Source organism: Actinomadura sp. K4S16 (genome assembly GCF_008327685.1).
Lineage (GTDB): Bacteria > Actinomycetota > Actinomycetes > Streptosporangiales > Streptosporangiaceae > Spirillospora.
Genome location: NZ_BDDE01000013.1, coordinates 385,280 through 410,441 on the forward strand (window position 1 = coordinate 385,280; position 25,162 = coordinate 410,441).

General features: G+C 72.7%; 23 protein-coding genes. 13 read left to right on the forward strand and 10 right to left on the reverse strand.

Features of this window, described 5'->3' with window-relative positions; all coding sequences use genetic code 11:
• Positions 1-540: 540 nt before the first annotated feature.
• Positions 541-828, reverse strand: coding sequence for a hypothetical protein (locus K4S16_RS16935; RefSeq protein ID WP_160160936.1), 288 nt, complete (start codon positions 826-828; stop codon positions 541-543).
• 349 nt (positions 829-1,177) lie between these two features.
• On the opposite strand from K4S16_RS16935, the gene K4S16_RS44385 reads away from it, so the two are divergent.
• Both K4S16_RS44385 and K4S16_RS16945 read left to right on the forward strand, forming a co-directional pair.
• The gene (locus K4S16_RS44385) at positions 1,178-1,564 is read left to right on the forward strand and encodes an STAS domain-containing protein (protein ID WP_160160937.1); all 387 of its coding nucleotides are present in this window, start codon (positions 1,178-1,180) and stop codon (positions 1,562-1,564) included.
• Positions 1,565-1,599: 35 nt separating this feature from the next.
• Positions 1,600-2,205, forward strand: a complete 606-nt coding sequence (locus K4S16_RS16945) for a GAF domain-containing protein (RefSeq protein ID WP_149259897.1) — start codon at positions 1,600-1,602, stop codon at positions 2,203-2,205.
• 146 nt (positions 2,206-2,351) lie between these two features.
• On the opposite strand, the gene K4S16_RS16950 is transcribed toward K4S16_RS16945, so the two are convergent.
• The gene (locus tag K4S16_RS16950; RefSeq protein WP_149259898.1) at positions 2,352-2,579 is read right to left on the reverse strand and encodes a hypothetical protein; all 228 of its coding nucleotides are present in this window, start codon (positions 2,577-2,579) and stop codon (positions 2,352-2,354) included.
• Positions 2,580-2,856: 277 nt separating this feature from the next.
• Between K4S16_RS16950 and K4S16_RS16955 the strand changes: the two genes are divergently transcribed.
• Entirely contained in the window at positions 2,857-3,060 is a 204-nt protein-coding gene (locus K4S16_RS16955) for a cold-shock protein (RefSeq protein ID WP_067460243.1), read from the forward strand.
• Positions 3,061-3,231: 171 nt separating this feature from the next.
• Positions 3,232-4,695 (forward strand): DEAD/DEAH box helicase, encoded by a 1,464-nt coding sequence (locus K4S16_RS16960; protein WP_375708334.1) that lies wholly within the window; start codon positions 3,232-3,234, stop codon positions 4,693-4,695.
• A 100-nt stretch (positions 4,696-4,795) separates the two neighbouring features.
• Here the strand turns inward: K4S16_RS16960 and K4S16_RS16965 are convergent, their stop codons facing one another.
• From K4S16_RS16965 to K4S16_RS16975, 3 genes are all read right to left on the reverse strand, one after another.
• Entirely contained in the window at positions 4,796-5,221 is a 426-nt protein-coding gene (locus K4S16_RS16965; protein WP_149259899.1) for a DUF6114 domain-containing protein, read from the reverse strand.
• A complete protein-coding gene (locus tag K4S16_RS16970; protein WP_149259900.1) occupies positions 5,212-5,877 on the reverse strand; it encodes a DUF6230 family protein in 666 nt (221 codons plus the stop codon). The genes K4S16_RS16965 and K4S16_RS16970 overlap by 10 nt, the downstream gene beginning before the upstream one ends.
• 238 nt (positions 5,878-6,115) lie before the next feature.
• The gene (locus tag K4S16_RS16975) at positions 6,116-7,105 is read right to left on the reverse strand and encodes a hypothetical protein (RefSeq protein ID WP_149259901.1); all 990 of its coding nucleotides are present in this window, start codon (positions 7,103-7,105) and stop codon (positions 6,116-6,118) included.
• Positions 7,106-7,269: 164 nt separating this feature from the next.
• Here K4S16_RS16975 and K4S16_RS16980 point away from each other — a divergent pair, with 164 nt between their 5' ends.
• Positions 7,270-7,836, forward strand: a complete 567-nt coding sequence (locus K4S16_RS16980; protein ID WP_149259902.1) for a hypothetical protein — start codon at positions 7,270-7,272, stop codon at positions 7,834-7,836.
• Positions 7,837-7,890: 54 nt separating this feature from the next.
• On the opposite strand, the gene K4S16_RS16985 is transcribed toward K4S16_RS16980, so the two are convergent.
• Complete coding sequence (locus K4S16_RS16985; protein ID WP_149259903.1) at positions 7,891-8,991, reverse strand: hypothetical protein; 1,101 nt, start codon at positions 8,989-8,991, stop codon at positions 7,891-7,893.
• 118 nt (positions 8,992-9,109) lie between these two features.
• On the reverse strand, positions 9,110-10,060 hold the full coding sequence (locus tag K4S16_RS16990; RefSeq protein ID WP_149259904.1) for an AsnC family transcriptional regulator: 951 nt from the start codon (positions 10,058-10,060) through the stop codon (positions 9,110-9,112).
• An 85-nt stretch (positions 10,061-10,145) separates the two neighbouring features.
• On the opposite strand from K4S16_RS16990, the gene K4S16_RS16995 reads away from it, so the two are divergent.
• The 4 genes from K4S16_RS16995 (at position 10,146) to K4S16_RS17010 (ending at position 16,060) form a co-directional block, all read left to right on the forward strand.
• Positions 10,146-11,021 (forward strand): VOC family protein, encoded by an 876-nt coding sequence (locus K4S16_RS16995; protein WP_149259905.1) that lies wholly within the window; start codon positions 10,146-10,148, stop codon positions 11,019-11,021.
• Positions 11,018-12,364, forward strand: a complete 1,347-nt coding sequence (locus K4S16_RS17000) for a carboxylesterase/lipase family protein (RefSeq protein ID WP_149259906.1) — start codon at positions 11,018-11,020, stop codon at positions 12,362-12,364. The genes K4S16_RS16995 and K4S16_RS17000 overlap by 4 nt, the downstream gene beginning before the upstream one ends.
• Positions 12,365-12,452: 88 nt before the next feature.
• A complete protein-coding gene (locus K4S16_RS17005) occupies positions 12,453-14,009 on the forward strand; it encodes a serine/threonine-protein kinase (protein WP_149259907.1) in 1,557 nt (518 codons plus the stop codon).
• 566 nt (positions 14,010-14,575) lie between these two features.
• Entirely contained in the window at positions 14,576-16,060 is a 1,485-nt protein-coding gene (locus tag K4S16_RS17010) for a N,N-dimethylformamidase beta subunit family domain-containing protein (protein WP_149259908.1), read from the forward strand.
• 111 nt (positions 16,061-16,171) lie between these two features.
• Here K4S16_RS17010 and K4S16_RS17015 read toward each other — a convergent pair whose 3' ends face one another.
• From K4S16_RS17015 to K4S16_RS17025, 3 genes are all read right to left on the reverse strand, one after another.
• Positions 16,172-16,621 carry a hypothetical protein gene (locus K4S16_RS17015; protein WP_149259909.1) on the reverse strand — a complete coding sequence of 150 codons (450 nt, stop codon included), beginning with the start codon at positions 16,619-16,621 and terminating at the stop codon, positions 16,172-16,174.
• Between the two features lie 28 nt (positions 16,622-16,649).
• A complete protein-coding gene (locus tag K4S16_RS17020; protein WP_149259910.1) occupies positions 16,650-18,539 on the reverse strand; it encodes a hypothetical protein in 1,890 nt (629 codons plus the stop codon).
• A 343-nt stretch (positions 18,540-18,882) separates the two neighbouring features.
• A complete protein-coding gene (locus tag K4S16_RS17025; RefSeq protein WP_149259911.1) occupies positions 18,883-19,506 on the reverse strand; it encodes a hypothetical protein in 624 nt (207 codons plus the stop codon).
• A gap of 384 nt (positions 19,507-19,890) precedes the next feature.
• Between K4S16_RS17025 and K4S16_RS17030 the strand changes: the two genes are divergently transcribed.
• From K4S16_RS17030 to cydB, 4 genes are all read left to right on the forward strand, one after another.
• Positions 19,891-21,117 carry a CdaR family transcriptional regulator gene (locus tag K4S16_RS17030; RefSeq protein ID WP_149259912.1) on the forward strand — a complete coding sequence of 409 codons (1,227 nt, stop codon included), beginning with the start codon at positions 19,891-19,893 and terminating at the stop codon, positions 21,115-21,117.
• Between the two features lie 47 nt (positions 21,118-21,164).
• Entirely contained in the window at positions 21,165-22,385 is a 1,221-nt protein-coding gene (locus K4S16_RS17035) for a helix-turn-helix domain-containing protein (protein ID WP_149259913.1), read from the forward strand.
• Positions 22,386-22,550: 165 nt separating this feature from the next.
• Positions 22,551-23,969: a cytochrome ubiquinol oxidase subunit I gene (locus K4S16_RS17040; protein ID WP_235036858.1), complete on the forward strand. Its 1,419-nt coding sequence runs from the start codon at positions 22,551-22,553 to the stop codon at positions 23,967-23,969.
• 73 nt (positions 23,970-24,042) lie between these two features.
• Positions 24,043-25,155: a cytochrome d ubiquinol oxidase subunit II gene (gene cydB / locus K4S16_RS17045; protein ID WP_149259915.1), complete on the forward strand. Its 1,113-nt coding sequence runs from the start codon at positions 24,043-24,045 to the stop codon at positions 25,153-25,155.
• The last annotated feature ends 7 nt before the right edge of the window (positions 25,156-25,162 follow it).

The window sequence follows — 25,162 nt, forward strand, 5'->3', positions numbered from 1 at the left end:
ATGCCCGTCGGGACGCGGGGATCGCGAATGCGTGACCGTAGACCACCGTCCAATCTGTGGAACTCCGGTACCCGCGCGGCGTGACTGGAGCCTGCTGCGGGCGATCCTGATGGCGCCGAAACCTCCCTTCCTCGACATCACTACCTGTACTGCGTGCACTACCTGTACTGCGTGTACTGCGTGTTTTCCGTGTTCTTCTGCTTCCGGCGGCTCTGCGGCCACCGGCCCGACCGGCTGCCAGGGCCCCTTTCACTGCGTCGGCCCCGGCACGTCCGGTCGGCGTCATCCACACCTTCCGGCAGTTCGTCCTCTGCCGGTTCTCATGGACCCGTCTCTCTTCGATGACAGGAACACTACCCCACGTCGGTTCGAAAATCTACATCGGCCACTACAGAGTTTCGTAGATCACAACTTGCCGGTTCCTGTCGCCCATGGAGACGCCTTCGGCTAGCGGAGGGGCGGAGACCAGGCGGGAGCGGCCTCGGCCTCGGGCGGCCCCCGGAGACGCGGAGCGGGGTGCGGCCGTCGCCGGTGAGGGGACTAGAGGTCTTCGCTCGTCCAGCTCCAGACGCCGTTCTCGTGCTGGGCGCGGACCAGGCGCGCGCCGCTGGAGTCCGCGAGCTCGGCGATCAGCCGGACCAGCCGGCGGTGGAAGTCGGCGGGCGGGCGGCCGCCGCCCGAGGAGCCCTCCAGCAGCGTCACGTTGACCTTCGCCTCGTCGCGGAGCTGCACGGTCAGCCGGCCCGTCCTGTCCATCCGGAGTATCACGATGGCGTCGGCACGGATCATGTCGCCGCCGTCGGCCGCCGAGATCCACACTTCGCTCATGAGCGTTCACTGCCCGGATCGGGGGCCCGTACGCTCCACGGCGCACGTCTTCACGGAAAGGCGTAGACTCCTGGTGGACGAGGGGTTCTCGATGCGGGCGGCCAAGCCGGCGTCCCCCTGTCTCCCCGCTACTCGGTCTCCTTCGAGGCCAGACAGGTCGGCGCCCATGACGCCGTTCCATCGTCCGACCCGAACACGGACGCCCGTTCTCAGCGCCGAGCCCGCCGAGGCCCCCGAGCCCGCCGCGGTCACGCGCCCGCCGCGGCCCCGGCCGAGCCCGTCCGGCTCCCGCCGCCGCCGGCCCGTCCATGGCCTGCGCGCCACGCACACTCCTGATCGGAGCCCCAGCATGCAGACCGCAGACACCGCCTCCCCCGAGGCCGGGCTGCACCGCGAGCAGTTCGCGGAGCACACCGTCATCGCCATCACCGGCGATCTCGACATCTCCTCCGCGCCGGCCCTGCGCGGCCGTCTGGACGTCGCCCTGCGGGACGCGGGCCCCCACGTGGTCATCGACCTGTCCGGGGTGACGTTCTGCGACGCGTCCGGGCTGGCCCTGCTCACCGGAGCCCGCCGCAGCGCGGAGCCTGCGGGCACGGCGATCGTCCTCGCCGGTCCGCGCCCGCACATGGTCAGGCTCCTGCGCGTCAGCGGGCTGTCCCGGGTGTTCGCCGTCCACCCCTCCGTCGACGCCGCGCGCGCCTCCGGGGCGGGCCCCCGATCGGCCGCGGCCTGACCGGCCGGGGCGGAGAGCGAGGACGGGATGGCGACATGACGGCCGAGGACCCGATCGGCTGGGGCGCCGCCGGAACCGCGCCGAGCGAGGCGGACCGGCGGCGGCTCGCCGCCACGTTCGACCTGATGAACGCGGTGGTCCTGGAGGGGACCGGCCCGGCCGGCATGCTCGCCCTCGTGGCGGCGCGCGCCCGTGAGCTCGCGCACGTCCCGCTGGCGTTCATCGCCCTGCCCGGTGAGGACGGCAACACGCTGCGGATCGAGGTGGCGGACGGCCCCGGCGGCGACCGGGTACGCGGGCTGACCGTGCGGCGGGGACGGTCGATGCTCGGCCGCGCGTTCACGTCCCGGCGGGCCGTGTCCGCGCGGATCGCCGCCGACCAGACGCTCACCGGCCTCCCAGCCGGTCCCATCCTGATCCTGCCGCTCGACACGGGCGAGGCCACCCGGGGAGTGCTCGCCGTCCTCGGGCGGGTCGGCGCGGAGCCCTTCAGCCCGGCGACCGCGCGCCAGATGCTGCTGTTCTCCGATATGGCCGCCCGGCTGATCGAGGTGGCCGGGGCACCCCGTCCGAGCGCCCCACCGGGGGCCGCCGGGGAGGTAACCGCCGTACCCTCCGCCCGGCCGGCCTCGTCCGCCTGAGGGCGGTTCGGGGGGCGGGCCTCACCCGCCCGGAAAACCGGCGCCCGCTCGCGAAGAGCGGCCCTGCGGGCCTATCGGGGGCCGGACGGCGACGCTCGCCGATTCCCTGGATTCGGGCTGTGCCGCGCCGCGCGCGCGGCGGTTTCTCAGAGCCTGAAAAGCTTGGTGAACGGTGAGAGAATCTTCACTTTCTGGTTGCCGAAGTCGACCAGGACGGCATTCCCGGGCTCGACCTCCAGGACGCGGCCGAGGCCGTACTTGTCGTGCGTGACCTGGTCGTCGAGGGTGAACTCCTTGGCCGGCGGAGCGGCGGCCGGAGGTGCGAAGGGGCTGGTGGGCAGGTGTCGCCGTCTGGCGGAGCCGGTGCGTTTCACCTCCTCATTATGCGCGTACCGGACGGTAGACCGGAAGGCTTCCCGAAGGTCGGCCAGGTAAATCCTTACGCGGGGGCGCCCTGCACGGGATTCCGGTCGGCCCGGCGAATCCTGTGGTAGCGTGGTGGGCAGTTGCGGTTCCCATAGACATGTGCGTGCGCCTGTTGGATCTGACCTCAGGCGCACTTTTGTTTTTTCTGGATCTTCCGGATGGGCCATCGCGGCGTCCGTCCGCGCACGGTGTGCGGACGGGAACCGACCCCCTGAGGGAGACATCATGGCCACCGGCACCGTCAAGTGGTTCAACGCTGAAAAGGGCTTCGGCTTCATCGAGCAGGACGGCGGCGGCGCCGACGTCTTCGCCCACTACTCCAACATCGCGGCCCAGGGCTTCCGTGAGCTCCAGGAGGGCCAGAAGGTGTCGTTCGACGTCACGCAGGGCCAGAAGGGCCTGCAGGCGGAGAACATCGTCCCCGCCTGATCGCCGCGTAGGCGGTGCGCGGTCCCGAGGGCCGCGCACCGCGTCGCTTTTTCGGGGCGCCTGATCCGCGCCCACCTCTCCTGCGGTCCGCGGAAGAACCTCCGCCGGGCCGCTTTTCGGTTCGTTCTTGAGAATCCTCCGCCCGGGCTCCCGCCGAGCCCGCGGTCCAGCATGACGGAGCACTTCCTCGACACGACCGTCCCGAAGGAAGGCTTCACCATGCCCCGCGCCCCCCGAGGCTCCCGGCCTCGCCCCGCACGCCGTCCGGCGAACCGCCGGCGTCCCACCGCCGAGGCCGCGCCTCCGGCCCCGGCTCCCGAGTCGGCGCCCGGCACCGCTCCCGTGGAGTCGTTCGCCGAAATGCCGATGCCGGCGCCGATCCAGAAGACGCTGGCCGGCCAGGGCGTGACCGCCCCGTTCCCGATCCAGGCCGCGGCCCTCCCGAACGCCCTCGCGGGCCGGGACGTCCTCGGCCGGGGACGCACCGGGTCCGGCAAGACGCTCGCGTTCGGGCTGGCGCTGCTCACCCGCACCGCCGGGCACCGCGCCCAGCCCCGCCGTCCCCTCGCCCTGGTCCTGGTCCCCACGCGGGAACTCGCGCAGCAGGTCACCGGCGCGCTCGAGCCGTACGCGGAGGCCGTGGGCCTGCGGATGACCACCGTCGTCGGCGGCCTCGGCATCACGCGCCAGGCGAACGCGCTCGCCCGCGGCGCGGACGTCCTCATCGCCACCCCCGGGCGGCTCGCCGACCTGATCGAGCGCGGCGACTGCCGGCTCAGCGACGTGCGCATCACGGTGCTGGACGAGGCCGACCAGATGACCGACCTGGGCTTCCTGCCGCAGGTCACCCGGCTCATGGAGCAGACCCCGCCGGACGGGCAGCGGATGCTGTTCTCCGCCACGCTCGACGGCGGCGTCGACCGGCTCGTCCGCCGGTTCCTCAGCGACCCGGTCACCCACTCGGTCGACCCCCCGGCCGGCGCGGTCACCGCCATGGAGCACCACCTGCTGCACGTCAGCGAGGACGACAAGCACGAGACGACCGTGCACATCGCGTCCCGCGAGAGCCGCGTCATCATGTTCGTCGGCAAGAAGCACGTCGCGGACCGCCTCGTCCGCAAGCTCACGGCCCGCGGGATCAGCGCCGCCGCGATGCACGGGGGCAAGTCGCAGTCGCAGCGCAACCGGGCGCTGGACGGCTTCCACCGGCAGGACGTCACCGTGCTGGTCGCGACCAACGTCGCCGCCCGCGGCATCCACATCGACGAACTCGACCTCGTCGTCAACGTCGACCCGCCCGCCGACCACAAGGACTACCTCCACCGCGGCGGCCGCACCGCCCGCGCCGGAAAGGCGGGGACCGTGGTCACGCTCGTCCTCCCCGACCAGCGCCGCGAGATGGACGACCTGATGGCCAAGGCCGGGATCACCCCGAACACCGCCCGGGTGCGCCCCGGCGACGCCGACCTGGCGCGCATCACCGGCGCCCGCCCGCCGGCCCGCGCCGCCGCGGCCCCGCCCGCAGCCGCACCCCGGAAGCCGCGTCCCGCCGCCTCCGGCTCCCAGCGCGGGCGCGAGCACGCCCCCACCGGATCCCGCAGGCCGCGCCGCCGCCCGTCCTCCCTCAACACCTGACGCGGACACTCGCGCTTCGTTCGGCGACCACCAGAGCCGTTCGTCCGTGAGAGCCCGCCGGGACCTGGTCCCGGCGGGCGCCACCGCCGGGACCAGGGGTTCACAGGGCGGGCGGACCCTGCTCGTCGGCGGGCCGGGGCCCGGGGGTCCAGGCGAACGCGAGGGAGCCGCCGGTGAGGGCGAGCAGCATGCCGATAAGGAAGCCGCCGAAGTTGGTGTAGAGGAACGAGGCCAGGGCGGCGAGCGTGATGACGACGGCGAGCAGGGCGTGGTGGCGCGGCCGGCACCACAGCAGCAGGCCGGCGGCGGTGATGATGCCGCCGAGCAGGAACCCGGCCAGTCCCGCGGTGCCGGGCAGGGACAGCACGGTGTACAGGTCGGCGGGCAGCAGCAGGATGGCCGCGCCTCCGGCGGTGGCCAGCAGGCCGCCCCAGAACGGCCTCTCGCGGCGCCAGTCTCTCCAGCGCCGCCGGTGGACCCGCAGGCTTCTGTAGAGGCTGAGCGGGGTGGCGGTCTTCAGAAGCACTCCTTGACCTCCCGTCCCATGGTCATGGTGATCCCGGCGAGTTGCAGGCCGCTGGCGGTGACCCAGCGGACCTGTCCGTGGATGCGGAGCCTGAGGTCGGTGGCGGTGATGGGCAGGGTGCCGGGCGGCCCGGTCTGGACCGGGATGTCACCCAGCCCCCTGACCTTCGTGGTGCCGCCGCGGCCCAGAGCGATCGCGCCGCCGGCGACCTCGACATCGTCGATGGATTCCAGGGCCAGCTGGAGTTCGCTGAGCCGCAGCCGCTGACCAGGCTCGGTGGTGATGCGCATCGTCCGGGGCCCCAGGGGGCTGGAGACCTTGCCCGAGGCGCAGATGCCCTCGCCCCAGGTGTCGCGCAGCGCCACCGCGACCACGGTGCGCCGGTCGCCGTCGCGGGTCTGGAAGAACCTCGGGAAGGACCCGCCGGCGTTGGTGGACAGCCGCGCGATGCTCAGCTTGATGTCGGTCTTCCCGCGCAGCGCGGCCGATACCGGCAGAGCACCCGTCAGCATCCCGACGGCCATCACGGCGGCCACGGCCAGAGCGGGCACCTGGATCGCGGCGAACCGCCGCCACCGGGTCCGGCCCGCGCCCCGGGCGGCACCGGGGTTGGACGAGGCATGACGGCGCCGCCACCGCAGGTCGATGAACCACACCCCGCCACCTTGGACAAATCAAGCTCGAATGTCAAGGCCACGAACATGACTGACCAAGATGTCCGACTTTTGCGGCCGGTGTGTTCGAACGCTGGACATTCGGCTTGTAAGTGTCGTCGATGTGAACACTCCGCTCCGGGTCGACTTCCAGAGCCGCATGCGCCTCCAGCTCCGCCGCGACGCCCTGGACACCGCGTACAAGCTGATAACCGACCGTCGACGTGGACCCGGACGTCCTCTACGCCGGGGCCTCCTCCACGCCCAGGTATCCGCCCGTGTAGTCGATCAACTCTTGGACATGCGCGGCGATGCGCCGGGGACATCCTTCGCGGTCGTCCGCCCGCGCGGCGTCCGGTGTCATCGCCCGAGCGAGGCGCGGGACGTCGCGGGTCCCGATCTTGGGGTGCGGCTCCGGGTGCGGGCACGGCCGGTCGAGCGCCGAGAGGTCGAACGTCCGGAGGCTTTCGCGGTAGAGGGCGACCACGCCGGGGCGGGCGGAGCCCCAGGCGCAGTGCTGGGCCTGGTGGCTCACCGCCAGCGCAAGCGACGCCCGTTCTCCGGGACGCGCCTCGCCGAGCAGCCGGCGTGCCGCCCACAGCGCCGCCGACTCGGCCGTGGGGTCGATGGTGCTGCCCTTCTGCCGCTCGATGTCGGTGATCAACGCGTCGAGGTCGGCCCTGCCGTCCCCCGTCAGCAAGCGCTCGTCCAGGTGCTCGGTGGCCGGGGCCTCGAAGCGCTCCGCCCGCACCTGCGTGAGGTCCTCCTCCGCCTCGGCGGCCAGGCCCGCAAGGAAACCAGGGCAGGCGTAGGCATCGACGTCCTCGTCGGGCGGCTCCCAGGCCGGGTCGTCGTCGGCAGACCACGCCTCCGGATCCCCGATGCGCACGACGACGTCGCCCGCCTCTTCGGGGTCGCCGCCGATCCGCGGATGCTCGTGCCGGCCGGGCGCCGCACAGCCCGCGGCCTCCAGCACCGTCCGGGCCCGTCCGGCCGCCTTGATCAGGTCGTCGACGAGCGCGGCATCGGTGACCTGCCACTTGACGTACCAGCGGCTCGCCCAGAGCGCGACGGTCAGCGCCCGCCCGCGCCTGGACGCCGGGTCGCTCTCCACCTCGGCGGCGATCCAGCCGAGGAGCTCGAAGGGATTCCCGTAGGGATAGCCATGGAGCATGCTCGCGAGCTCGCGGCCCAGGTCGGCGTAGTCGATCGCGTCCTCGTCGGTTTCCATTGATCAAGGAAACCAGTCCGAACCGGTACACCGCGTGCGGATACCGGCAGTGGCGCGGCCTTCCGCCCTGGGAGCCAGCGGGTTCGCCCGTACGGGGGAGGCTGCGGGCCGAGAGGTTCGCGATCTTGGAGCGACACCCGAGTCGTACTCACGAGGAGACCGCCGTGGCCCTGACGACCTTCCGCACGTTGACGGCCCTGGGGGCGGTGACGGTGACCGCATGCCTGGCCGTGTCCGCTTCACCGGCTACGGCCACCACCCGGGAGGCGAGCGTGACCGGGGCGGGGCGCGTCTTCTACGCTCCGGCGCCCGACGATGACGTCCGCTTCACCTTCGACGCGCACGCCGTCTCCGCCACGGGCGGGCGGACCCCTCGACCGGTCGATGCCCGGGGCACGGTCCGCGTCTACCACCGGGTGGCCGCCCAGGGCCTCGCCGTCTGGGCCGAAGGCGAGGTGAACTGCGTGATGACCAGCGGCCGGGCCGCGACGCTGACCGCCATTGTCACCAGGACCTCGCCCGAACTCGGCGGCTGGACGGGCAAGCACCTCGGCTTCACCGTCTTCGACGGCGGAGCCGACTCCGGGCGCAGCCACGACCAGATGGGCTCGACGGGCCCGGTTGACACCCTGCCCAAGTGCATGGCCAGCGATGACCCGTACGCCCCAGTCATGGCGCCCGCCCCGTTCTTCACGCTGCAAGCCGGCGACTACCGCGTCAAGCCCGCCTGACAGTCTCCATCTCCGGCGTCGCCCGCTTCGCGGCCAAAGCCCGGGCTTCAGGCATCAGGAACGACGCCAGACGGTGCCGATCTGGGTGCCGGCCCACATCGTGGTGGTGTGCGGGACGCGGGTCATCGAGTACGCGGTCACGGTGACGGGCGGGGTGGCGCGGGTCCAGGACGCGCCGTCGAAATGCAGCAGGTGGGCGGGGTCGCGCGGGCTGGACAGCCAGACGCCGCCCTGCCCGTCGGCGGCGATCGAACCGAGGAACCCGACCGCGGACATCAGCCCCACCTCGCCGACCGGGTCGGACGGGCCGGGGATCGCGTGCACGGTGAACGCGGAGCCGTCCCAGTGGTGCAGGGTCGGCGGCGGGAACAGCGGGTTCTGTTCGAGAGCGTAGAACCAGACGTCGTCCGGAGCGACGTACTCGATCTGCAGGATCCAGTGGGGCCATTGCGAGTCCCACGGCATGCGCGTCCAGTCCGTGCCGTCGAAGTGCCACAGCGGGGTCGTCGTGGTCTGCGAATTCCCTATGCCACCGGCCCAGACGTCCGAGGCGCTTCCGGCGGCGATGGCGTTGAGCCCAGAGGACTCGGGCAGGGTGAGCGTGTTCGTCCACTGTCCGTGCCGCCGGACCGACACCGTGGCGGCGTCCCCGCTGAATCCGGTCGCCCACAGTCCGCCGGTCCGGTCCAGGTCGATGGCCTGGAGTCGCTCGCCCGCGGGACCTGCAACCGTCGTCCAGTGGCGTCCGTTCCAGTGCAGCAGGTCGGTGCGCTCCTGAGCGTTCCGGCCCGCGGCGATGGCCCAGGCGCTCGCGGCGTGCCGGGCCCGGACGTCGTTGACGACGGCGAGCCCCTCGGGCAGCACGGCCCGCGTCCAGCCGCGCGGGGTCCCGTGCAGCATGACGGCGCGCGCGTCCGGCTGGAAGGCGTTCTCGGTGCCGCCGGCGAAGACGTGCCACCGGTCCGGTGCGGCGATGCCGAACAGCTGGCTCCGTCCAGCCGGCGGCGGGACGGGCACGTCGCCCCACTCCCCCGGCGGCGGAGCGGCATGCGCGGCCCTGCCCAGCGTCCCGGTGACAGCGGCCCCGAGCAGCGCGACGCCTCCCAGCGCGAAGGCGCGACGCGGCAGAAGGGGGTTCGTCTGGGGAAGATCCACGGTGCCTCCTCGAGCGGCGGACGATTACGCCAGTATTTGGTGGCACGATTTGTGGATCCACCGTCTGTCCTCTTACGGCCACCAAATCCCGCCAGTGTCAACTGGCACACCCGCTCGCTCAGACGGGCGGGGCTACTCGCTTGGCGTAAGAGGTGATGGGGGCGGTCTCCATGCGCTCGACCCCGTCAAGGGATCCGATCCGGTCACTCAGGTACGGGTAGAGGGCGTCCTCGTCACGGCAGACGGCGATGGCCAGGAGGTTGTGCGGACCTGTGGTGGCGCCGACGAAGGCCGCTTCGGAGTCGGCGGCCAGGGCCCGCGCGGTGGAGGCGAGCCGGGACGGCGCGACCGACAGCCAGATCAGGCACTGGGTCGGGAAGCCCAGTGCCACCGGGTCGACCTCGACATCGAAGCGGAGCATGCCCGAGCGGCGCAGCTCCTCCAGCCGCCGCCGGACCGCCGACTCCGACCAGCCGACGCGGCTCGCCAGACTCGGATAGGCCGCACGCCCGTCGGCGGCCAGGACGGGAAGCAGCCGGCGGTCGAGATCGTTCAGGGCGACCGGGCCGGTGGAGCCGCCCGGCGACGGCCGGAGCGCGGAGACCTGGTCGCCGGTGAGCGCCGACGTCCGGCCGAACCAGCGGCGCTCCATCAGGTGGCGCAGCAGCCGGTGCGCCTCCACGCCGAGGATGCGCGGGTGGCGGGTCAGCCCCGCGAGCGGGGCGGCGCGTCCGGCGGGAACGCGCAGGATGAAGACGATCTCGGTGCCGCTCGACAGCACGGTCACCCAGGCGGTGTCGGGACGGCGCGCCAGCTCCCCGGCGAGCGCGGCGGCGCCGGAGGGCAGCACACGGAGCCGGACGAGCCACTCGGCGCGGCCCGCCCCGCGGCTGTCCACGACGGCCGTGACCCGGGCGGCGCCGGAGGCGCGCAGCCGCGCGAAGCGGCGGGCGGCCGTCCGGTCGGACACGCCGAGGACCTCGGCGATCCTGCTGAACGGGGCGCGCCCGTCGAGGTGGAGCGCGTGCAGCAACTGCAGGTCGAGCTGCCCGAGCGTGACCGAATCCACCGGATGATGGTAGGCCGGTGTCGGATCACGGCGTTCCGGGCGCTCTCTGGTGACCTGGCGCAGTCGGGTGCCGCAGCATCGGCGCATGACCCACGACATCCAAGGTTTCCACCACACGGGCATCGTCGTCCGCGATCTCGACGCGCTGGAGCGCACCTACGCCTCGCTCGGCTTCACCCTGAGCCCCCGGTCCCGGCACCTGCTGAACGAGCGTCCCGGGGAGCCGCCCGTCCCGGGTTGCACGGCCAACCGGTGCGCCCTCTTCGGCGGGGCCTACATCGAACTGCTGGGCATCGTGGACGACTCCGCACCCGACCCCTGGCACACCAGGGCGATGGTCGACCAGCACGAGGGGTTCCGGCTGCTCAACTTCGACACCGGCGACGCCGAGGCCGCGAACCGGCGGCTCACCGCCGCCGGTCTGCGCACTTCCGGCGTCCTGGACCTGGAGCGCGACGTCGACACCGAGGACGGGATCCGCACCATGCGCGCCCGCGCCGTCCACCTCGACCCGCGCTCGACGCCCGAGGGCTACGTGGGGATCGCCCAGCACCTCACCCGCGAGTACGTGCACCAGCCGCGCTACCTGCGCCACCCCAACGGCGCGCGAGCCCTGGAGGCGGTGCTGATCGTGGTCGACGACGCCGAGTTCGACGCGGTCGTGTCCCGGTACGCCGCCGTAGTCCAGGCCTCGCCCGCGCGGCGGGGGCATCTGACGGTGGTGGAGATGCGAGACGGCCGCCTGGAGATCATCCGTTCCTCGGACGTGGAGCGGGCACTGCCCGGGGAGCCCGTCCCGGCCGCGTCCTATCCGGCCGCCATGACCGTCGCGGTCGACGACGTCGCCGCCGCGCGCACGCTCGTCGAGGACAACGGGACCGCGACCCGCACGGTCGACGGCGGGTTCTTCGTCTCCGCCCGTGACGCCGGCGGCGCCGGCCTGACCTTCGTCGCCCGATGATCGTCGAAACGGCCGCGGGCCGGGTGCGCGGCGTCCGCGAGGGGTCGCTCACCGCCTTCCGCGGCATTCCCTACGCCTGCGCCGACCGGTTCGCCGCGCCCGAGCCGGTGCGGCCCTGGCCCGGGGTACGGGACGCCTCGACGCCGGGTCCGGCAGCCCCGCAACCCCCGTCCCGCCTCGAACGGGTGATGGGCCGCTTCGAGATGCCCCAGTCGGAGGAGGAGTGCCTGACGCTGAACGTGTGGGCGCCGCCGGGCGATGCCCGCCCGGTCCTCGTCTTCCTGCACGGCGGCGGCTTCACCAGCGGGTCGGGAGGGCTCGACTGGTACAGCGGTACCGAACTGGCCGCTCAGGGGGACCTGGTGGTCGTGACCCTCAACTACCGCCTGGGCGTGCTCGGCTTCCTGCGGTCGCCCGGGGTGAGCGACGGGAACCTGGGCCTGCTCGACCAGCTCGCCGCGCTCCACTGGGTGCGCGACAACATCGCCGCCTTCGGCGGTGATCCCGGCAACGTGACGGTGGCGGGCCAGTCGGCCGGCGCCCAGTCGATCCTGGCGCTGCTGTCCGGCGGCCGGGCCCGCGGACTGTTCCGGCGCGCGATCCTGCAGAGCACGCCCGGCGGCATGCTCCCCGCTCCGCCGGACGAAGCCGAACGGACCGGTGCCCTGCTGCTGGACGAACTCGGCATCGACCCCGTATCCGCGGACCGGCTCGCCACCGTCCCCGTCGCCGACCTGCTGGCCGCCCAGGGCGCCGTCGCCCGCCGCACCGCCGTCCCGCTCAGTGCCGTACCGCCGTTCCAACTCGTCGCCGACGGCGACCTCGTGGCGGCCGACCCCGTGGCGGAGGTCGGCGAGCGCGCCGCCGACGGCGTGGCGCTCATGATGGGCACCACCCGTGACGAGGCGGCGGCGTTCTACGCGCTCGACGACCGGGTGGCCGCGCTCGGCCCCGACGAACTCGCGCGCATCGCCGCCCGCTGGTTCGGGGACCCCGGCCGCGCGGCACCGGAGGGCCGGACGGCCGCCCGGGTCGCCATCGACCTCGCCACCGACCAGCTGTTCCGCGAACCGATGCTCCGCCTGGCACGCGCACTGACCGGCACCGGAGCCGCGCCATGGCTGTACCGCTTCGACTGGCACCCGCCGCACGGCCCCTACGGCGCGTGCCACTGCATCGAGCTGCCCTTCGTCCTCGGCACCGCGGAGTCCTGGCGCGACGCGCCCATGCTCGACGGCGACCCGCCGGCCGGACTCGTCCGGAAGGTACGCCGCTCCTGGGCCGGCTTCGTCCACCAGGGCGACCCCGGCTGGCCCGCGGACACCACTCACCACTTCAGTTGACGACCGCGTGTTCTCGGGCGAACGGCTGCGCCCACCGAGCGAGTCGAGTGCCGTATCCGGTCATGTCCGGTGGCGGTAGGTTTCGATCATGGGGTGGGACGGTGAGGGGGTGCTGGCGGGGCGGTACCGGAAGCTGGGGCTTGTCGGGCGGGGCGGGATGGGGTCCGTGTGGCGGGCCTATGACATCGAGCTGGAGCGCGAGGTCGCCGTCAAGGAACTGCGGGTGCCCGAGCATGTCAGCGAGGCCGAGAGGGCCGTCTGGTACGCGCGGATGGAGCGGGAGGCTCGCGCCGCCGCCCGGCTGCGGCATCCGGGGATCGTCACCGTCCATGACCGCGTGGTGGGTGAGGACGGGCGTCCGTGGATCGTGATGGAGCTGGTCGGGGGGCGGTCGCTGGAGCAACTGCTGGCCGAGCGGCGGCCGCTTCCAGGCCCGCGGGTCGCCGCGATCGGGCTGGCCATGCTGGACGCGCTGTCGGCCGCGCACGCGCAGGGCGTCGTGCACCGCGACGTCAAACCGGCCAATGTGCTGCTGGACGGTGACCGGGTCGTCCTGACCGACTTCGGCATCGCGGCGGTGGAAGGCGACGCCACACTCACCCGGTCGGGTGCGGTGCTGGGGACGCCCGCCTACATGTCTCCCGAACAGGTGCACGGGGAGAGCGCGTCTCCTGCCTCGGACCTGTGGGCGCTCGGTGCGACCCTGTACGCGGCGGCGGAGGGCCGTCCACCGTTCACCGCGCCCACGCACGGCGCCCTGTTCATCGCCATCGCCACCAAGGAGCCCGCCCCGCCCCAGTGCGGCGGGCCACTCGCAGAACTCCTGAACGGCCTGCTCCGGAAGGATCCCGCCGCCCGGCCGTCTCCCGCGCAGGCCCGCGAGCTGCTCAACGCCGTGACCGCCCCCGGCTACCGGCCTCCCGCCCAGGACGGGGCGCACGACCTGGGCTCCGCGACGCGCGCCGACACTCTTCACGGGGCCCGCGGCGGCCGTGACCGTCCGGTCGCCGTTCGGGGGGCCTTCGCCTGCGCCTGGCTCGCGATCGCCGGCACCCTTCTGCTGCCGCACGAGTTCCAGGACGCGATCGGATTCGCGATCCTCACAGAATCGGCCCCGCCCTGGTCCGTGGGGCTGCTGGGACTGGCGATCATCCTTTCGATCGGGCTGCGGAGATTCACCCGCCGGCCAGTGCTCGTCCTCGCCGCGGTGGCCGTCCTCAACGTGGCGCTCATCCTCGTCGCTCCGGTGGACGACAACCACGTCCTGGCCGAAATGGTGTCCAGACCCTCCAGGCACGCGGAGATCGGATACGCATGGGCCGTCGGATGGCTGGCGAGCGCGGGCGCGCTCATGTTCGCCTTCGGGGGGACGAACGGCTCGCTGGCCTCCCGGATACCCTCCCCCGAAGCGCGTCGGGCGGTACTCGGGACGGCCGTCATCGTCGAGGGCGCGGTGGCGGTGCTGTGGCCGGGGCTCGTCTTCCGGCTCCTGGGCATGGACATGGACGTTGAACTGGACCTGGTCGGCGTCAGCGGCTCCCACGCCTGGGTCTTCGGCGCCTCTCTCGGCCTCGCCTTCGCGGCCTGGCTCGCCGTCCAGGCCTATATCTGGTCGGGCAGGCGCGGGATCGGCCTCAGCCCGTGAACGCAATGCGGCTGCGCATCCTCTTTGCCACCGCATTCGGGGATGGGCGGTGCGGTCATTCGGGCGAGGCCTCCTATCGGGTGACCTTGTCCGCAAGAAAAGGCGTCGGCGGGTGGGGCGGGGGTGAGAGGTTTCGGCAGCCGTGGGAGTGAGGGCCAGGTGGCCGCAGCGAAGTCAGGACCCGGCGCGGCGCGTTCGTCGGGGCATGCGCCGCAGGCCCGGATCCGAATTCCCGGCACGACAGGGCGCCGTAGCCGACGCGCCCGGGGCCGTGGGAGGTTCTCGGCGGTTCCTCGGAGAGGGGCCGGGACACGCGGGGAATGGTGCGTCGCGTGGTCCGGTGGGGCGACATAATGGCGCGGACCGTCACGAACCAGGTGCGCGCGACGAACCCCCGCGGGACCGGCGAATATGCGGTCGTCGGATGGGAAGACGATCTCTGGTACGTGGCGGTCGACGGGACACCCAGGGGGAAGGCAGGGGGCGAGTCCGCCGTGACGCATGCAGAAAAGGGATGTCCCGGACAGCGAGGAACGGTTCCGCCCAGGTTTCGGACCCCGGTCGCGTTGGCGTTGCTGGCGGTGCTCGTTCTGGCCGCGTGCTCGACCTCCCACCGCGCGGTCACCGAAAGGCCGGGCAAGGCGGCTGCGGCAACGCCGGAGACTCCGGAAACGCCCGAGAACGCCAAGCCCGGCACGGCGGACTGGCAGGTCCGCCGAAAGGGCGCCGAGCACGAGATCGAGGGGTACGCCGACCGCGTGAGCGTGCTGCCGGGCCAGTCGTTCCGGCTGTTCGTCTCGACCACGACGTCCGGGTTCACCGCCGAGGCGTTCCGGATGGGCTGGTACGGGGGCGCGAACGCGCGGCGCGTGTGGCGGTCCGGGCAGGTGCCCGGCGTCCGGCAGGCGGCGGCCCGGATCGACCGGAAGACGCGCACCGTGTCGGCGCCGTGGCGGCCGTCGCTCACCGTCGCCACGGCCGACTGGCCGGCGGGCAGCTACCTGATCAGGCTGACCGCCGCGTCGGGCGCGCAGCGGTTCGTGCCGGTGACCGTCCGCTCGACGGACACCGCTGGACGGGTCGTGGTGCTGAACGCGACCACCACGTGGCAGGCGTACAACAAGTGGGGCGGCTACGACCTGTACGGGGGGCCGTCCGGATTCTCCGACCGGTCCTACGCGGTCAGCTTCGACCGCCCCTACGACAAGAACGGCGCGGGCAAGTTCCTGACCTACGAGCTGCCCGCCATCGCCCTGGCCGAGAAGGCGGGCGTGCCGCTGGCGTACGCGACCGACAACGACCTGCACGCCGACCCCGGCCTGCTGAGCAGGGCGCGCGGACTGCTCACCCTCGGGCACGACGAGTACTGGTCGACGGCCATGCGCCGGCGCGTGACGCAGGCCCGCGACCAGGGCGTCAACATCGCCTTCCTCGGCGCCAACGCGGTCAACCGGCACATCCGGTACGAGGCCACACCGCTCGGCGCCGACCGGCTGGTGGTCTGCTACAAGGACTCCGCCGCCGACCCCGTCTCCCGGACGAACCCGGCCGAGTCGACACAGGACTGGCGGCTGCCGCCGAAGCCGCGGCCGGAGAGCGACCTCATCGGCATCCAGTACATGTGCTTTCCGGCGGAGGGCGCGTTCACCGTCCACCGGCCCGACTTCTGGCTGTTCCGCGGCACCGGCGTGCGCGCGGGCACCCGGTTCCCCGGCATGGTCGGCCCGGAGGCCGACGCGATCGCCCCCGGCGGGCCGACACCGCCGACACTGGAGATCGTCGGACGCTCCCCGATCAGCTGCGGGGCCGGCACGGCGGTCGCGCACGCGTCCTACTACACCACCCGCAGCGGCGCGGGGGTGTTCGCCACCGGCACCATGCGCTGGGTCTGCGCGATGCGCGGCAAGGCCTGCGGGCACGGCGTCGACGAGGCGGGGCGCGCCTTCGTCACCCGGGTCACCGACACGCTCGTCCGGGCGATGGCCGCCGGCCCGCTCGGCCGCAGCCACCCGTCCCGTCCCAACACCAAGCAGCTCACCGCCGCCCCCTGAATCGGCCGCCGACGGCCCGGTCCGCTCGGTCGGCGGCTGGATCAGGCAACCCCGTCCACAGGGTGTGGACGGGGTTGAGCGTAAGGGCCGACGCCGCCAGCGGGGGGTTCGTCAGGGGCGGTGGAGGGTGTCCTTGAGGCCGCTCGTCCAGTGGACGGTCAGGGTGTTCGCGTGGGCGGCGGCGGTTCCGGAGGTGCGCTTTCCGGTGCCTTTTGTGCAGGTCAGCTTGATGTGGCCGGACGCGTTGACCGTGCCCGTGCAGAAGTCCGGCGCGTTGAGGGCGGCGGCGCCCCGGTAGAGGTGGAGCCGGACGCGGGCGCCGCCGGAGCCCGCCGTCCAGGTGCCGTCCAGAGCGGACTTCTTCTCGGCGCCCGGACGGACGCCGTTCAGCACGACCGCGCCGGGGCCGCCGGACGGAGAGCCCCCGGAGGACGGGCCTCCGGGGGTGCCGGTGGAGGCGGGCCCGCCGCCGGCGGTCGGGGGGATCGAGGGCTCCGATCCGCCGCAGCCGCCGGCGAGCAGGGTCAGGGCGGTCATGCCCGCCAGGGCCCGCCTCCGCATGTCGTCTCCGTTCCTCGAGGCCGGGCCCTCAGCGGCGGGCCGTGACCTTGTAGGTGGTCTTCTTCGGAGCCGGGGTCGGCGCCTTGGCGGCCTTCCGCTGGGTCGTCCCGGCCTTGAGCAGCTGCTTGAGCTTCGTGGCGACCGGGCCGGACGCCAGGCTCTGCGGCGTGTTGCTCGCGTTGATGCCGTTGCCCAGGTTGAGGACGCCGGTCATCTTCATCGAGTTCTGCGACGCGGGCGAGGGCAGGCCCATCATCTGGTTGATGACGCCGTCGAGGATCCCGAACGGACCGCAGCCCTTGGCGGCCGGGACGTCGATGGGCGCCTCCAGGGAGATGGCTCCCGGGACGAACCCGAGGTGCGGGTCGCCGTTCGGCGCCCCGGCCAGGAAGGTCGTCGGCAGGCTCGCGTTGATCGGACCGATGACGCAGGTGGTGCCGAGCAGCGGGTTGTTGAGGTGCACGTTGAGCGGCACCCGGACGGCGAGTCCGGTGTCGGTCAGGTAGAGGTGCACCTTGCCGGCCAGCGTCTGGCTGATCGTGAGGCGGTTGACCTCCCACATCGCGGCGGGCGACTTGCCGAGGATCGGGCCGATCAGGGGCAGCTGCCCGATGAGGCCGCCCTCCACCTCCACCGGCTTGGAGACGAGCTGCTCGCCGACCACGGGCGGGTCGAGGACGAGGTCGCCCGTCTCGTCCGGCGCGCCGAGGGAGCCGGTGATGCGGATTGCGCCGTTCGGCAGGCTCTGGTCGAACGTGCCGATCTTGACGTTGCCGCCGGTGGTGACCTGCGTCTGGCAGAGGGTCTCCACGGCGCACTGGTTCTGGAAGCGGGCGCCGGGGACGGGGCTGGAGCCCGGGTTCGGGGAGGGCACCGCCGGGTGGGACGAGCCGGACGGCGGGGCGGCCGGATCGAAGTGCCCGATCAGGCCGCGGCCGGGCTCGGTGAACCAGAGGTGGCCGCCGGGGCCGCTGATGATGCGGGTCGGCGCCGACAGGGTCGCCGGCAGCGGGTACTCGGCGATCTCGCCGGTGGCGGGGTCGAGGCTGCCGATGTTGCTGGCGGCGGCCTCGGTGAACCAGAGCTTGCCGCCGTGCGCGACGATGCCGGTGGGGTCGGAGTCGGGGCGCCCCGGGGCGTACTCGGCGACCTCGCCGGTGGCCGGGTCGACGGAGCCGATCCTGCCGACGCCGGGCTGGGTGAACCAGACCTTGCCGTCCGGGCCGGACACGATGTCGCCCATGCCCGGGTAGCCCTGGTTGGTGAACGGCGTTTCGTAGGTGGTGACCGCGCCGGTGGCGGGGTCGAGCCGCCCGACCAGGCCGCTGTTGTCGCTGAACCACACCGCCTGGTCCGGGCCCACCGTGACCCCGTACGGGGCGAGGCCCGTCGCGTACGCCGTGACGTTCCCCGACGGGTCGACGCGGCCGATCGTGCCGGAGAAGGCGCCGGTGACCCACACCGAGCCGTCCGGGCCGGGCGCGATTCCGGCGATCTGCGCGTTGGCGAAGTTCACGTCGCCGGTCGTCGGCAGTTCGAAGAGCGTCGCGGCGCCGCTCGACGGGTCCACGCGTCCCACCCTGGGGACGCTGTAGGACAGGTCGGTGAACCAGACGGCGCCGTCGCTCGCGGCCGTCATCGCGTCCGGGATGCCGAGCCGGCCCTGCGAGTTCTCGCTGACCTTGAACTCGGTGACCTTGCCGTCGGCGCCGACGCGGCCGATGCCGCCGGCGTTCGCGGCGTACCAGACGGTGCCGCCCGGTCCGGCGGCGAGCCCGACCGGCGCGACGTCCGGCACCGGCAGCGCCACCTCGGTCACCTGGCCGTCGGCCGACGCCGACGGCATCGCCGCGAGCGGGCTCAGCCCGAGCACCGCGGCGAGGGCGATGGATCCCGCCCGTGTACGTCGATGGCGCATGCCATCGCCTCCTATGGTTCCTCATCCCCGAAAGCCGACAGGAGTAGCGGTGATCGCGAAGGATCACGGTGATCGTGAAGGATCACAGGGGGCCAATAGAAACTCTTGAGTGTCCAGAGTCAAGCAAGATCGCGAGAACGGGCCGCAACCGGTCAAGCGGTACACCGGAACATTCCGAACCGCATCGACCGCCCGGACCACGGCCCGGCGGGCGGGGCCGTGGTCCGGAAAGGCGGCGGGCCGGAAACGCGTCGGCGTTTCCGGCCCGCCGGGGGTGGGCGCGGAGGGCTGCGGGGTGGGTCGGCCTCCGCGGATCATGTGCGCCGGATCAGCGCGGCACGGCTCAGGTCACGTTGATCTGCGGGAAGGTCCCGCCGCTGTTCTTGACGATGTACGCGCCGCTCAGCGATGCGGTGTCGCCGCTGTTCGCGATGCCCAGGCAGCCGGAGGTGACGTTGCTGATCGTCAGGCTGGCGCCGCCGGCGGTCAGCTTGCCGGTGCTGTTGGTGTAGGAGCCGGCCGCCGTGCCGTTGATGTCCATCTGGCAGAGGCCGAAGGCCGCCGAGGCGTGCGCGGAGATGCCGCTGATGCTGCCCGGCGTGACGCCGCCCGACGTGGGACCCGTGACGTTCACCTTCCAGGGGAGGGCCTTCGTGGTCACGGTGAAGGTGAAGCCACCGCCCTTGCAGTTGGTGAACCCGATCGAGCTGAGCGAGCCGACCTGGAGCGGCGAGGCGCCGCTCGTGGTCCCGTTCGGGATGCTGCCGGCGCCGGTGGACGCGGTGCAGGTCACCGCGATGCCGGTGGTGGTGTCGGTGATGACGAGGTTGCCGGAGTTGGCGGCGGTCACCGAGCCGCCGTTGGTCACGGTCGCGGTGAGGGTGGCGGCGCTGGCCGCGGGAGCGAGGAAGAGCGCGAGAGCGGACGCGCTCGTGGCGGCGAGGGCCACCGAGGTGATCTTACGCACGGGGAATGACCTTTCCTGGGGGTGGGACCGGGTGCCTGGGGACGGGCACGGGCCTTCCTGCGTGGGTGGTGTGAGCTCACCATTCACCTACCAGCCAGTACGGTAAGCGGAGATTTTCACGGCCGACAAGGCTCGGAAGCGGGGACGACGCCGATTCCGGCAAGGTCTGTCAACGGCTGAGTAAAACGCGCGGCGCGGTTTGTTCGCCGATGAGGAGGCGGTGGTCGGCGGTCAACGGTCCGACCGGAAAGCGCCATGGGGCCGCGCCGATATCCGTGCCCCCGTCAACTCTCCGCGACGTATGCCTGTCAGTGACCATATTCCTTTTCGCGGCACCGTTCCGAGGCCTTTTCCGACTAGACACCCCTGGGTATTTTGAACGGCATGTCGGTTCCGGTTGGACAGGCCGCTCCGGCGCGCGGCGGGGACGGTGCGAACATCCGTCCCGAGCCGGCGCCCCCCGAACTCGTCGAGGTCCTGCGCTCGGGGCTCCCCGGACTGGCCGAGGAGATCTACACGGCCGTCCGCACCACCGTCCCCGACTACGCGGTCGCGGACGGCGGCCCGCCCAGCCCGGAGCGGGTGGTGCGGGAGACCATGCGCACGTACATGGCGCGCTTCGCCGACCCGGCCGAGCCGCTCGACGGCCTGCTGGAGCTGCTGCACTCCTTCGGGCGCAAGGAGGTCACGGGCAACCGCAGCCTGGAGTCCCTGCACGCCGCGATCCACATCGCCTTCGACACCTCCTGGCACCGGATCACCGAGGTGTGCGTCCGCAACAAGGTCTCGGGCGCCGATCTGGCCCGCGTCGCGGAATTCCAAATGGCCTTCATGGACCAGATAATCGAGCCGATCGTCGAGGCTTATCTGGACCAGAGCCTTAAGGCGCCGGTCGACCTCGTCCATTCCCGCAGGCTGCTCATGCAGGGCCTTTCCACGCGTCCGGTCGCCTCCCGCGAGACCGTCGAGCACCTCGCGGCGAGACTCGGGTGGAACGTGCCGGAGACCGCGACGCCGGTCGCGGTCCGCCCCGGCGCGCGGTGGCGCCCGGCCGCCGAACGCAGCGACGTCCTGTCCGCCCTCGGCGGGTCCGCGCCCTGGCTGCTCGTGCCCGGCGAGGTCGACGAGGCCCGGCGCGCGCTGCTCGGTGCGGCGCTCGACCGCGGGCCCGTCGCGGTCGGCCTGACCGTGCCGCTGGACGAGATCCCCGACGCGCTGCGCTGGGCGCGCGGCGTGCTCGCCCTCGCCGAGGACGGCGTGATCGACGCGCCGCCGCTGATCCGCGCCGAGGACCACCTCCTCGACCTGTGGCTGACGTGCGATCCGCCGCTCGTGGAGGAGCTCGCGCGGCGCAGGCTCGGCGGCCTGGCGGACCTGCCGGAGGCCAAGGGGCGCGCGCTCACCGAGACGCTGCGGGTCTGGCTGGAGCAGTGGAGCACGGCGGCGGACGTCGGGCGCCGCCTGCACCTGCACCCGCAGACCGTCCGGTACCGGCTGCGGCAGATCAGGAAGGAGGTCGGCGGCCCGCTGGACGATCCCGAGACGCGCTTCGTCCTGGAGGCCATCCTCAAGGCCCGCCGGCGGACGCCGCCGGAACGGCCCGCTTCCTGACCTCAGCCTCCCGACCCCCCGCCCCCCACCCCCAGGGAGCCCGTGCGATGCCGAGGCCGCTCTCACCACCGGAGTCCGACGATCTGCGCAAGCTCGTCGCGGCGCTGTCGCCGGACGTCCGAACGACCGTCGTCCCGGGCCTCGTCGACGAGATCGTGGAACGCATCCGCGCCGCGATCCCCGCCTACGCGCGGCCGCCCGGAAGCGCTTACAACCGCGTCCTGCATACCGCCGTCGAACGAAACGTCCTCGGTTTCCTGGACTGGCTGGCCGACCCCTCCCGACCGCTCGACCGCCGGGACGAGCTGTGCCGCAAGATGGGCGCGTTCGAGGCGATGGAGGGGCGCCCGCTCACCGTGCTCCAGTCGGCCTACCGCGCCGCGACGCAGGTGGCGTGGTCCCGCATCCGGGCGATGCTGGACGACCGGGTCGCGTCCGTCCTCGCGGTGTCCGCGCTGGCCGAGGCCGTCATCGACTACATGGACGAGGCGGCGGCCCTGTCCAGGGAGGGCTACGAGAAGGCCAAGGCGGAGGAGTGCGGAGGACGCGCCGCCGCCCGGCTGGCCCTGCTGCGCGCCCTGGTCGCCCCGGCGCCGTCCGTCGAGCCTGACCCGGCCGCCGACTGGCCGCTCCCGGACGAGGTCACGCTGGTCGCCTTACCCGCCGGGACGCTCCCGGTCAGCCCTCTCCTGGACGCCGACGTCCTGCTGGACCCGGAGGACCCCGCGCCGTACCTCCTCGTCCCCGGCCCGCTCACCGGCGAACGGCGGGCGATGCTCGAAGCCGCCCTGGCCGGGGACCGCGCCGCGGTCGGCCTGACCGTCCCGCGCGCCCGCGCCGCCGACTCGCTCCGCTGGGCCAGGCGCCTGCTCGACCTGGGTGACGTCCTGCACGACGGCACGCTCACCCTGTGCGAGGACCACCTGATGAGCCTGTGGCTGCTGGCCGACGGAGCGCTGATCGACCAGATCACGCGCCGCGGCCTGGCGCCCCTCGCCCCGCTCAGCGACCGGCGCAGGCAGCCGCTGGTCGACACGCTCGCCGTCTGGCTGCGCACCCGCGCGCCCGCGACGCGGATCAGCGAGGAGCTCGGCGTGCACGTGCAGACCGTCCGGTACCGGATGCGCGTCCTGGAGCACCTCCTCGGCGACGAGCTCGCCGACCCCGGCACCCGGTTCGCCGTCGAGACCGCCCTGCGCGCCCACCGGCTCCGCGCCCGCGGCGCCGGCGACCGGCCGGTGCCCTGCCCGCCCGACACCGGAGACTGAGCCGGGGACGCGCCGCCGGCCCGCCACGGAACTTGATCAACGGTTGACCGCGGGCTGCCTTTCGGCAGCCGACCGGCCGGGAAGTGTGCCCAGTGCATGCCCGGTGGGGCGGCCTCCCGATGGTGCTCTGCCGCCGAGGTCTCCGACGACGGGGAAGGGAGTGCGGTGGAGACGACAGCGGTGCTGGACCGGTGGCAGTTCGGCGTCACCATCGTCTACCACTTCCTGTTCGTGCCGCTCACGATCGGACTGGCCTTCTTCGTCGCCGCGATGCAGACCGCCTGGTACCGCACCGGCAAGGAGCACTACCTGCGGATGACGCGGTTCTTCGGGAAGCTCTTCCTGATCAACTTCGCGCTCGGGGTGGTCACCGGGATCGTGCAGGAGTTCCAGTTCGGCATGAACTGGTCGGTCTACTCCCGGTTCGTCGGGTCGGTGTTCGGGGCGCCGCTGGCGATTGAGGGCCTGGTCGCGTTCTTCCTGGAGTCCACCTTCATCGGGCTGTGGCTGTTCGGCTGGGACCGGCTGTCCCCGCGCGTGCACCTCACGATGATCTGGCTCGTGGTGGCGGGCACCTGGTCGTCCGCCTACTTCATCCTGGCGGCCAACACCTGGATGCAGCACCCCGTCGGCTACGCGATGAAGGGCGGGCGCGCCGAGATGACGTCGCTCGGCGACGTCCTCCTCCAGCCGCTCCAGATCACCCACTTCTTCCACACGATCGCCGCGTCGCTGGTGACGGCCGGGCTCCTGGTCATCGCCGCGTCCGCGTACCGGCTGCGCAAGGCCCGGCGGGAGGGCGTCGCCCCGGACGACGCGGACGTGACGCTGTTCCGGGCCGCCGCGCGCGGGGCGCTGTGGGTGACGGCCGTCGCGTCCGTCGTGGTGATCGGCGTGGGGCACTTCCAGGCGCAGATCCTGGTGAAGCGCCAGCCGATGAAGATGGCCGCGGCCGAGGCGCTGTACGAGACGCAGGCGCCCGCGCCGCTGTCCCTGCTGGCGATCGGGCCCTGGGAGAAGCACCCGGAGCGCACCAACGTCGACATCGTCATCCCGCACGGCCTGTCGGTGCTGTCCACCAACAGCTGGAACGGGCGGATCCGCGGGATCGACGACGTCCAGCGCGAGTACGAGGCGCGGTACGGCCCCGGCGACTACACCCCGATCATCGGCAGCATCTACTGGTCCTGGCGCGTGATGATCACGGTCGGGTTCCTCGTGCTGCTGTACAGCGCCGCGTGGCTGTGGATCGTCTTCCGGCGCGGCTGGGCGTGGTCCCGCTGGTTCGCCTGGACGGCCTACGCGTTCCTCGCGCTGCCGTTCCTCGCCAACACCGCCGGCTGGCTGGTCACCGAGATGGGCCGCCAGCCGTGGATCGTCCAGGGCCTGCTCAGGACGCACGACGCGATCTCCCCGATGGTCGGGACGGGCCACGTGATCGCGACGCTGGCCGGCTTCGCCGCCGTCTACGGGGTGCTCGCCACGATCATGATCTGGCTGATGGTCCGGGCGATCCGGATCGGCCCGGAACGTCCCGCCCCCGACCTGACCCGCGAGGACGCGCTGCCGCCCATGCTCCACTGACCGTCCGGCGCCCGGCCCTCAGGAACACGGCCCTCAGGAACCCGGCCCCGCGTTTGGAAAGGTGCGTCACACCATGGAGACCGCAGGGCACTTCGACCTCCAGACGCTGTGGTTCGTGCTGATCGCGGTGCTCTGGATGGGGTTCTTCCTGCTGGACGGCTTCGACTTCGGCGTCGGGATGCTCTACCCGTTCGTCGGCCGCGACGACCCGGAGCGGCACGCGCTGCTCGCCACGATCCTGCCCGTGTGGGACAGCTACGAGGTGTGGGTCATCGTGGCGGGCGGGGCGACGTTCGCCGCGTTCCCGGGCTGGTACGCGAGCATGTTCTCCGGCTTCTACCTGGTGTTCTTCGGGATCCTGGTCGCGCTCATCGTGCGGGGCGTCGCCATCGAGTACCGGAACAAGCACGACGACCTCTCCTGGCGCCGCCGCTGGGACGTCGCGCTGCCGATCTCGTCCCTGGCCATCCCGTTCCTGCTCGGCGTCGTGTTCGCCGCGATCACGCGCGGGGTGCCGATGGACCCGCGCGGCGACGTCACCGGCGGGCAGGGCGTGCTGTTCACCGGCTACTCGGTGCTCGCCGGGTTCACGCTCGTGGCGGCGTTCGCGCTGCACGGCACGCTGTTCCTCGCCTTCCGCACCGAGGGCGGCCTGGAGGAGCGGGTGCGCCGCTTCTCCCTCGCGATCTACCCGGTCGCGGCGGTGCTGCTGATCGCGTTCACGGTGTGGACGGCCGTGCAGGCGTCGTCGTCGGCGCCCTACACCGTGCCGATGTACGTGCTGCTCGGGCTGAGCCTCCCGGCGGCCGCGGCGTCCGGGCCGCTGATCTGGCTGAAGCGCCCCCTGGCCGCGTTCGCCGGCACGTCCGCCGCGGTCGTGCTGCTGGTCGCCGCGCTGTTCGCCCGGCTGTACCCGCGGGTCATGGTGTCGTCCTCGGCCGGCTCGCCGAGCCTGACGATCTACAGCACCGCGTCCAACCACTATTCGCTGGTGGCGATGACGATCATCGCCGGCGTGTTCGTGCCCGTCGTGCTCGTCTACCAGATCTGGGCGCTGTGGGTGTTCCGGGCGCGGCTCTCGCGGGAGGACTTCGCGCGCCCGCCGACCCCGCTGCACATGATCACGAAGGGTCGGCGGCCGGGCGGCTCGTCGTCCGGCGGCGCGGCCGCCGAGGGCGGGGAGTAGGCCGCGG

Bases quoted from the DNA above. Each gene is read 5' to 3' on its own strand.
- K4S16_RS17030 (WP_149259912.1), top strand. From the start codon at position 19,891: ATGTCGGTTCCGGTTGGACAGGCCGCTCCGGCGCGCGGCGGGGACGGT.
- K4S16_RS16995 (WP_149259905.1), top strand. From the start codon at position 10,146: ATGACCCACGACATCCAAGGTTTCCACCACACGGGCATCGTCGTCCGC.
- K4S16_RS17000 (WP_149259906.1), top strand. From the start codon at position 11,018: ATGATCGTCGAAACGGCCGCGGGCCGGGTGCGCGGCGTCCGCGAGGGG.
- K4S16_RS16935 (WP_160160936.1), bottom strand. From the start codon at position 828: ATGAGCGAAGTGTGGATCTCGGCGGCCGACGGCGGCGACATGATCCGT.
- K4S16_RS17020 (WP_149259910.1), bottom strand. From the start codon at position 18,539: ATGCGCCATCGACGTACACGGGCGGGATCCATCGCCCTCGCCGCGGTG.
- K4S16_RS16955 (WP_067460243.1), top strand. From the start codon at position 2,857: ATGGCCACCGGCACCGTCAAGTGGTTCAACGCTGAAAAGGGCTTCGGC.
- cydB (WP_149259915.1), top strand. From the start codon at position 24,043: ATGGAGACCGCAGGGCACTTCGACCTCCAGACGCTGTGGTTCGTGCTG.
- K4S16_RS44385 (WP_160160937.1), top strand. From the start codon at position 1,178: ATGCAGACCGCAGACACCGCCTCCCCCGAGGCCGGGCTGCACCGCGAG.
- K4S16_RS16945 (WP_149259897.1), top strand. From the start codon at position 1,600: ATGACGGCCGAGGACCCGATCGGCTGGGGCGCCGCCGGAACCGCGCCG.
- K4S16_RS17035 (WP_149259913.1), top strand. From the start codon at position 21,165: ATGCCGAGGCCGCTCTCACCACCGGAGTCCGACGATCTGCGCAAGCTC.
- K4S16_RS16960 (WP_375708334.1), top strand. From the start codon at position 3,232: ATGACGGAGCACTTCCTCGACACGACCGTCCCGAAGGAAGGCTTCACC.
- K4S16_RS17005 (WP_149259907.1), top strand. From the start codon at position 12,453: ATGGGGTGGGACGGTGAGGGGGTGCTGGCGGGGCGGTACCGGAAGCTG.
- K4S16_RS17015 (WP_149259909.1), bottom strand. From the start codon at position 16,621: ATGCGGAGGCGGGCCCTGGCGGGCATGACCGCCCTGACCCTGCTCGCC.
- K4S16_RS16975 (WP_149259901.1), bottom strand. From the start codon at position 7,105: ATGGAAACCGACGAGGACGCGATCGACTACGCCGACCTGGGCCGCGAG.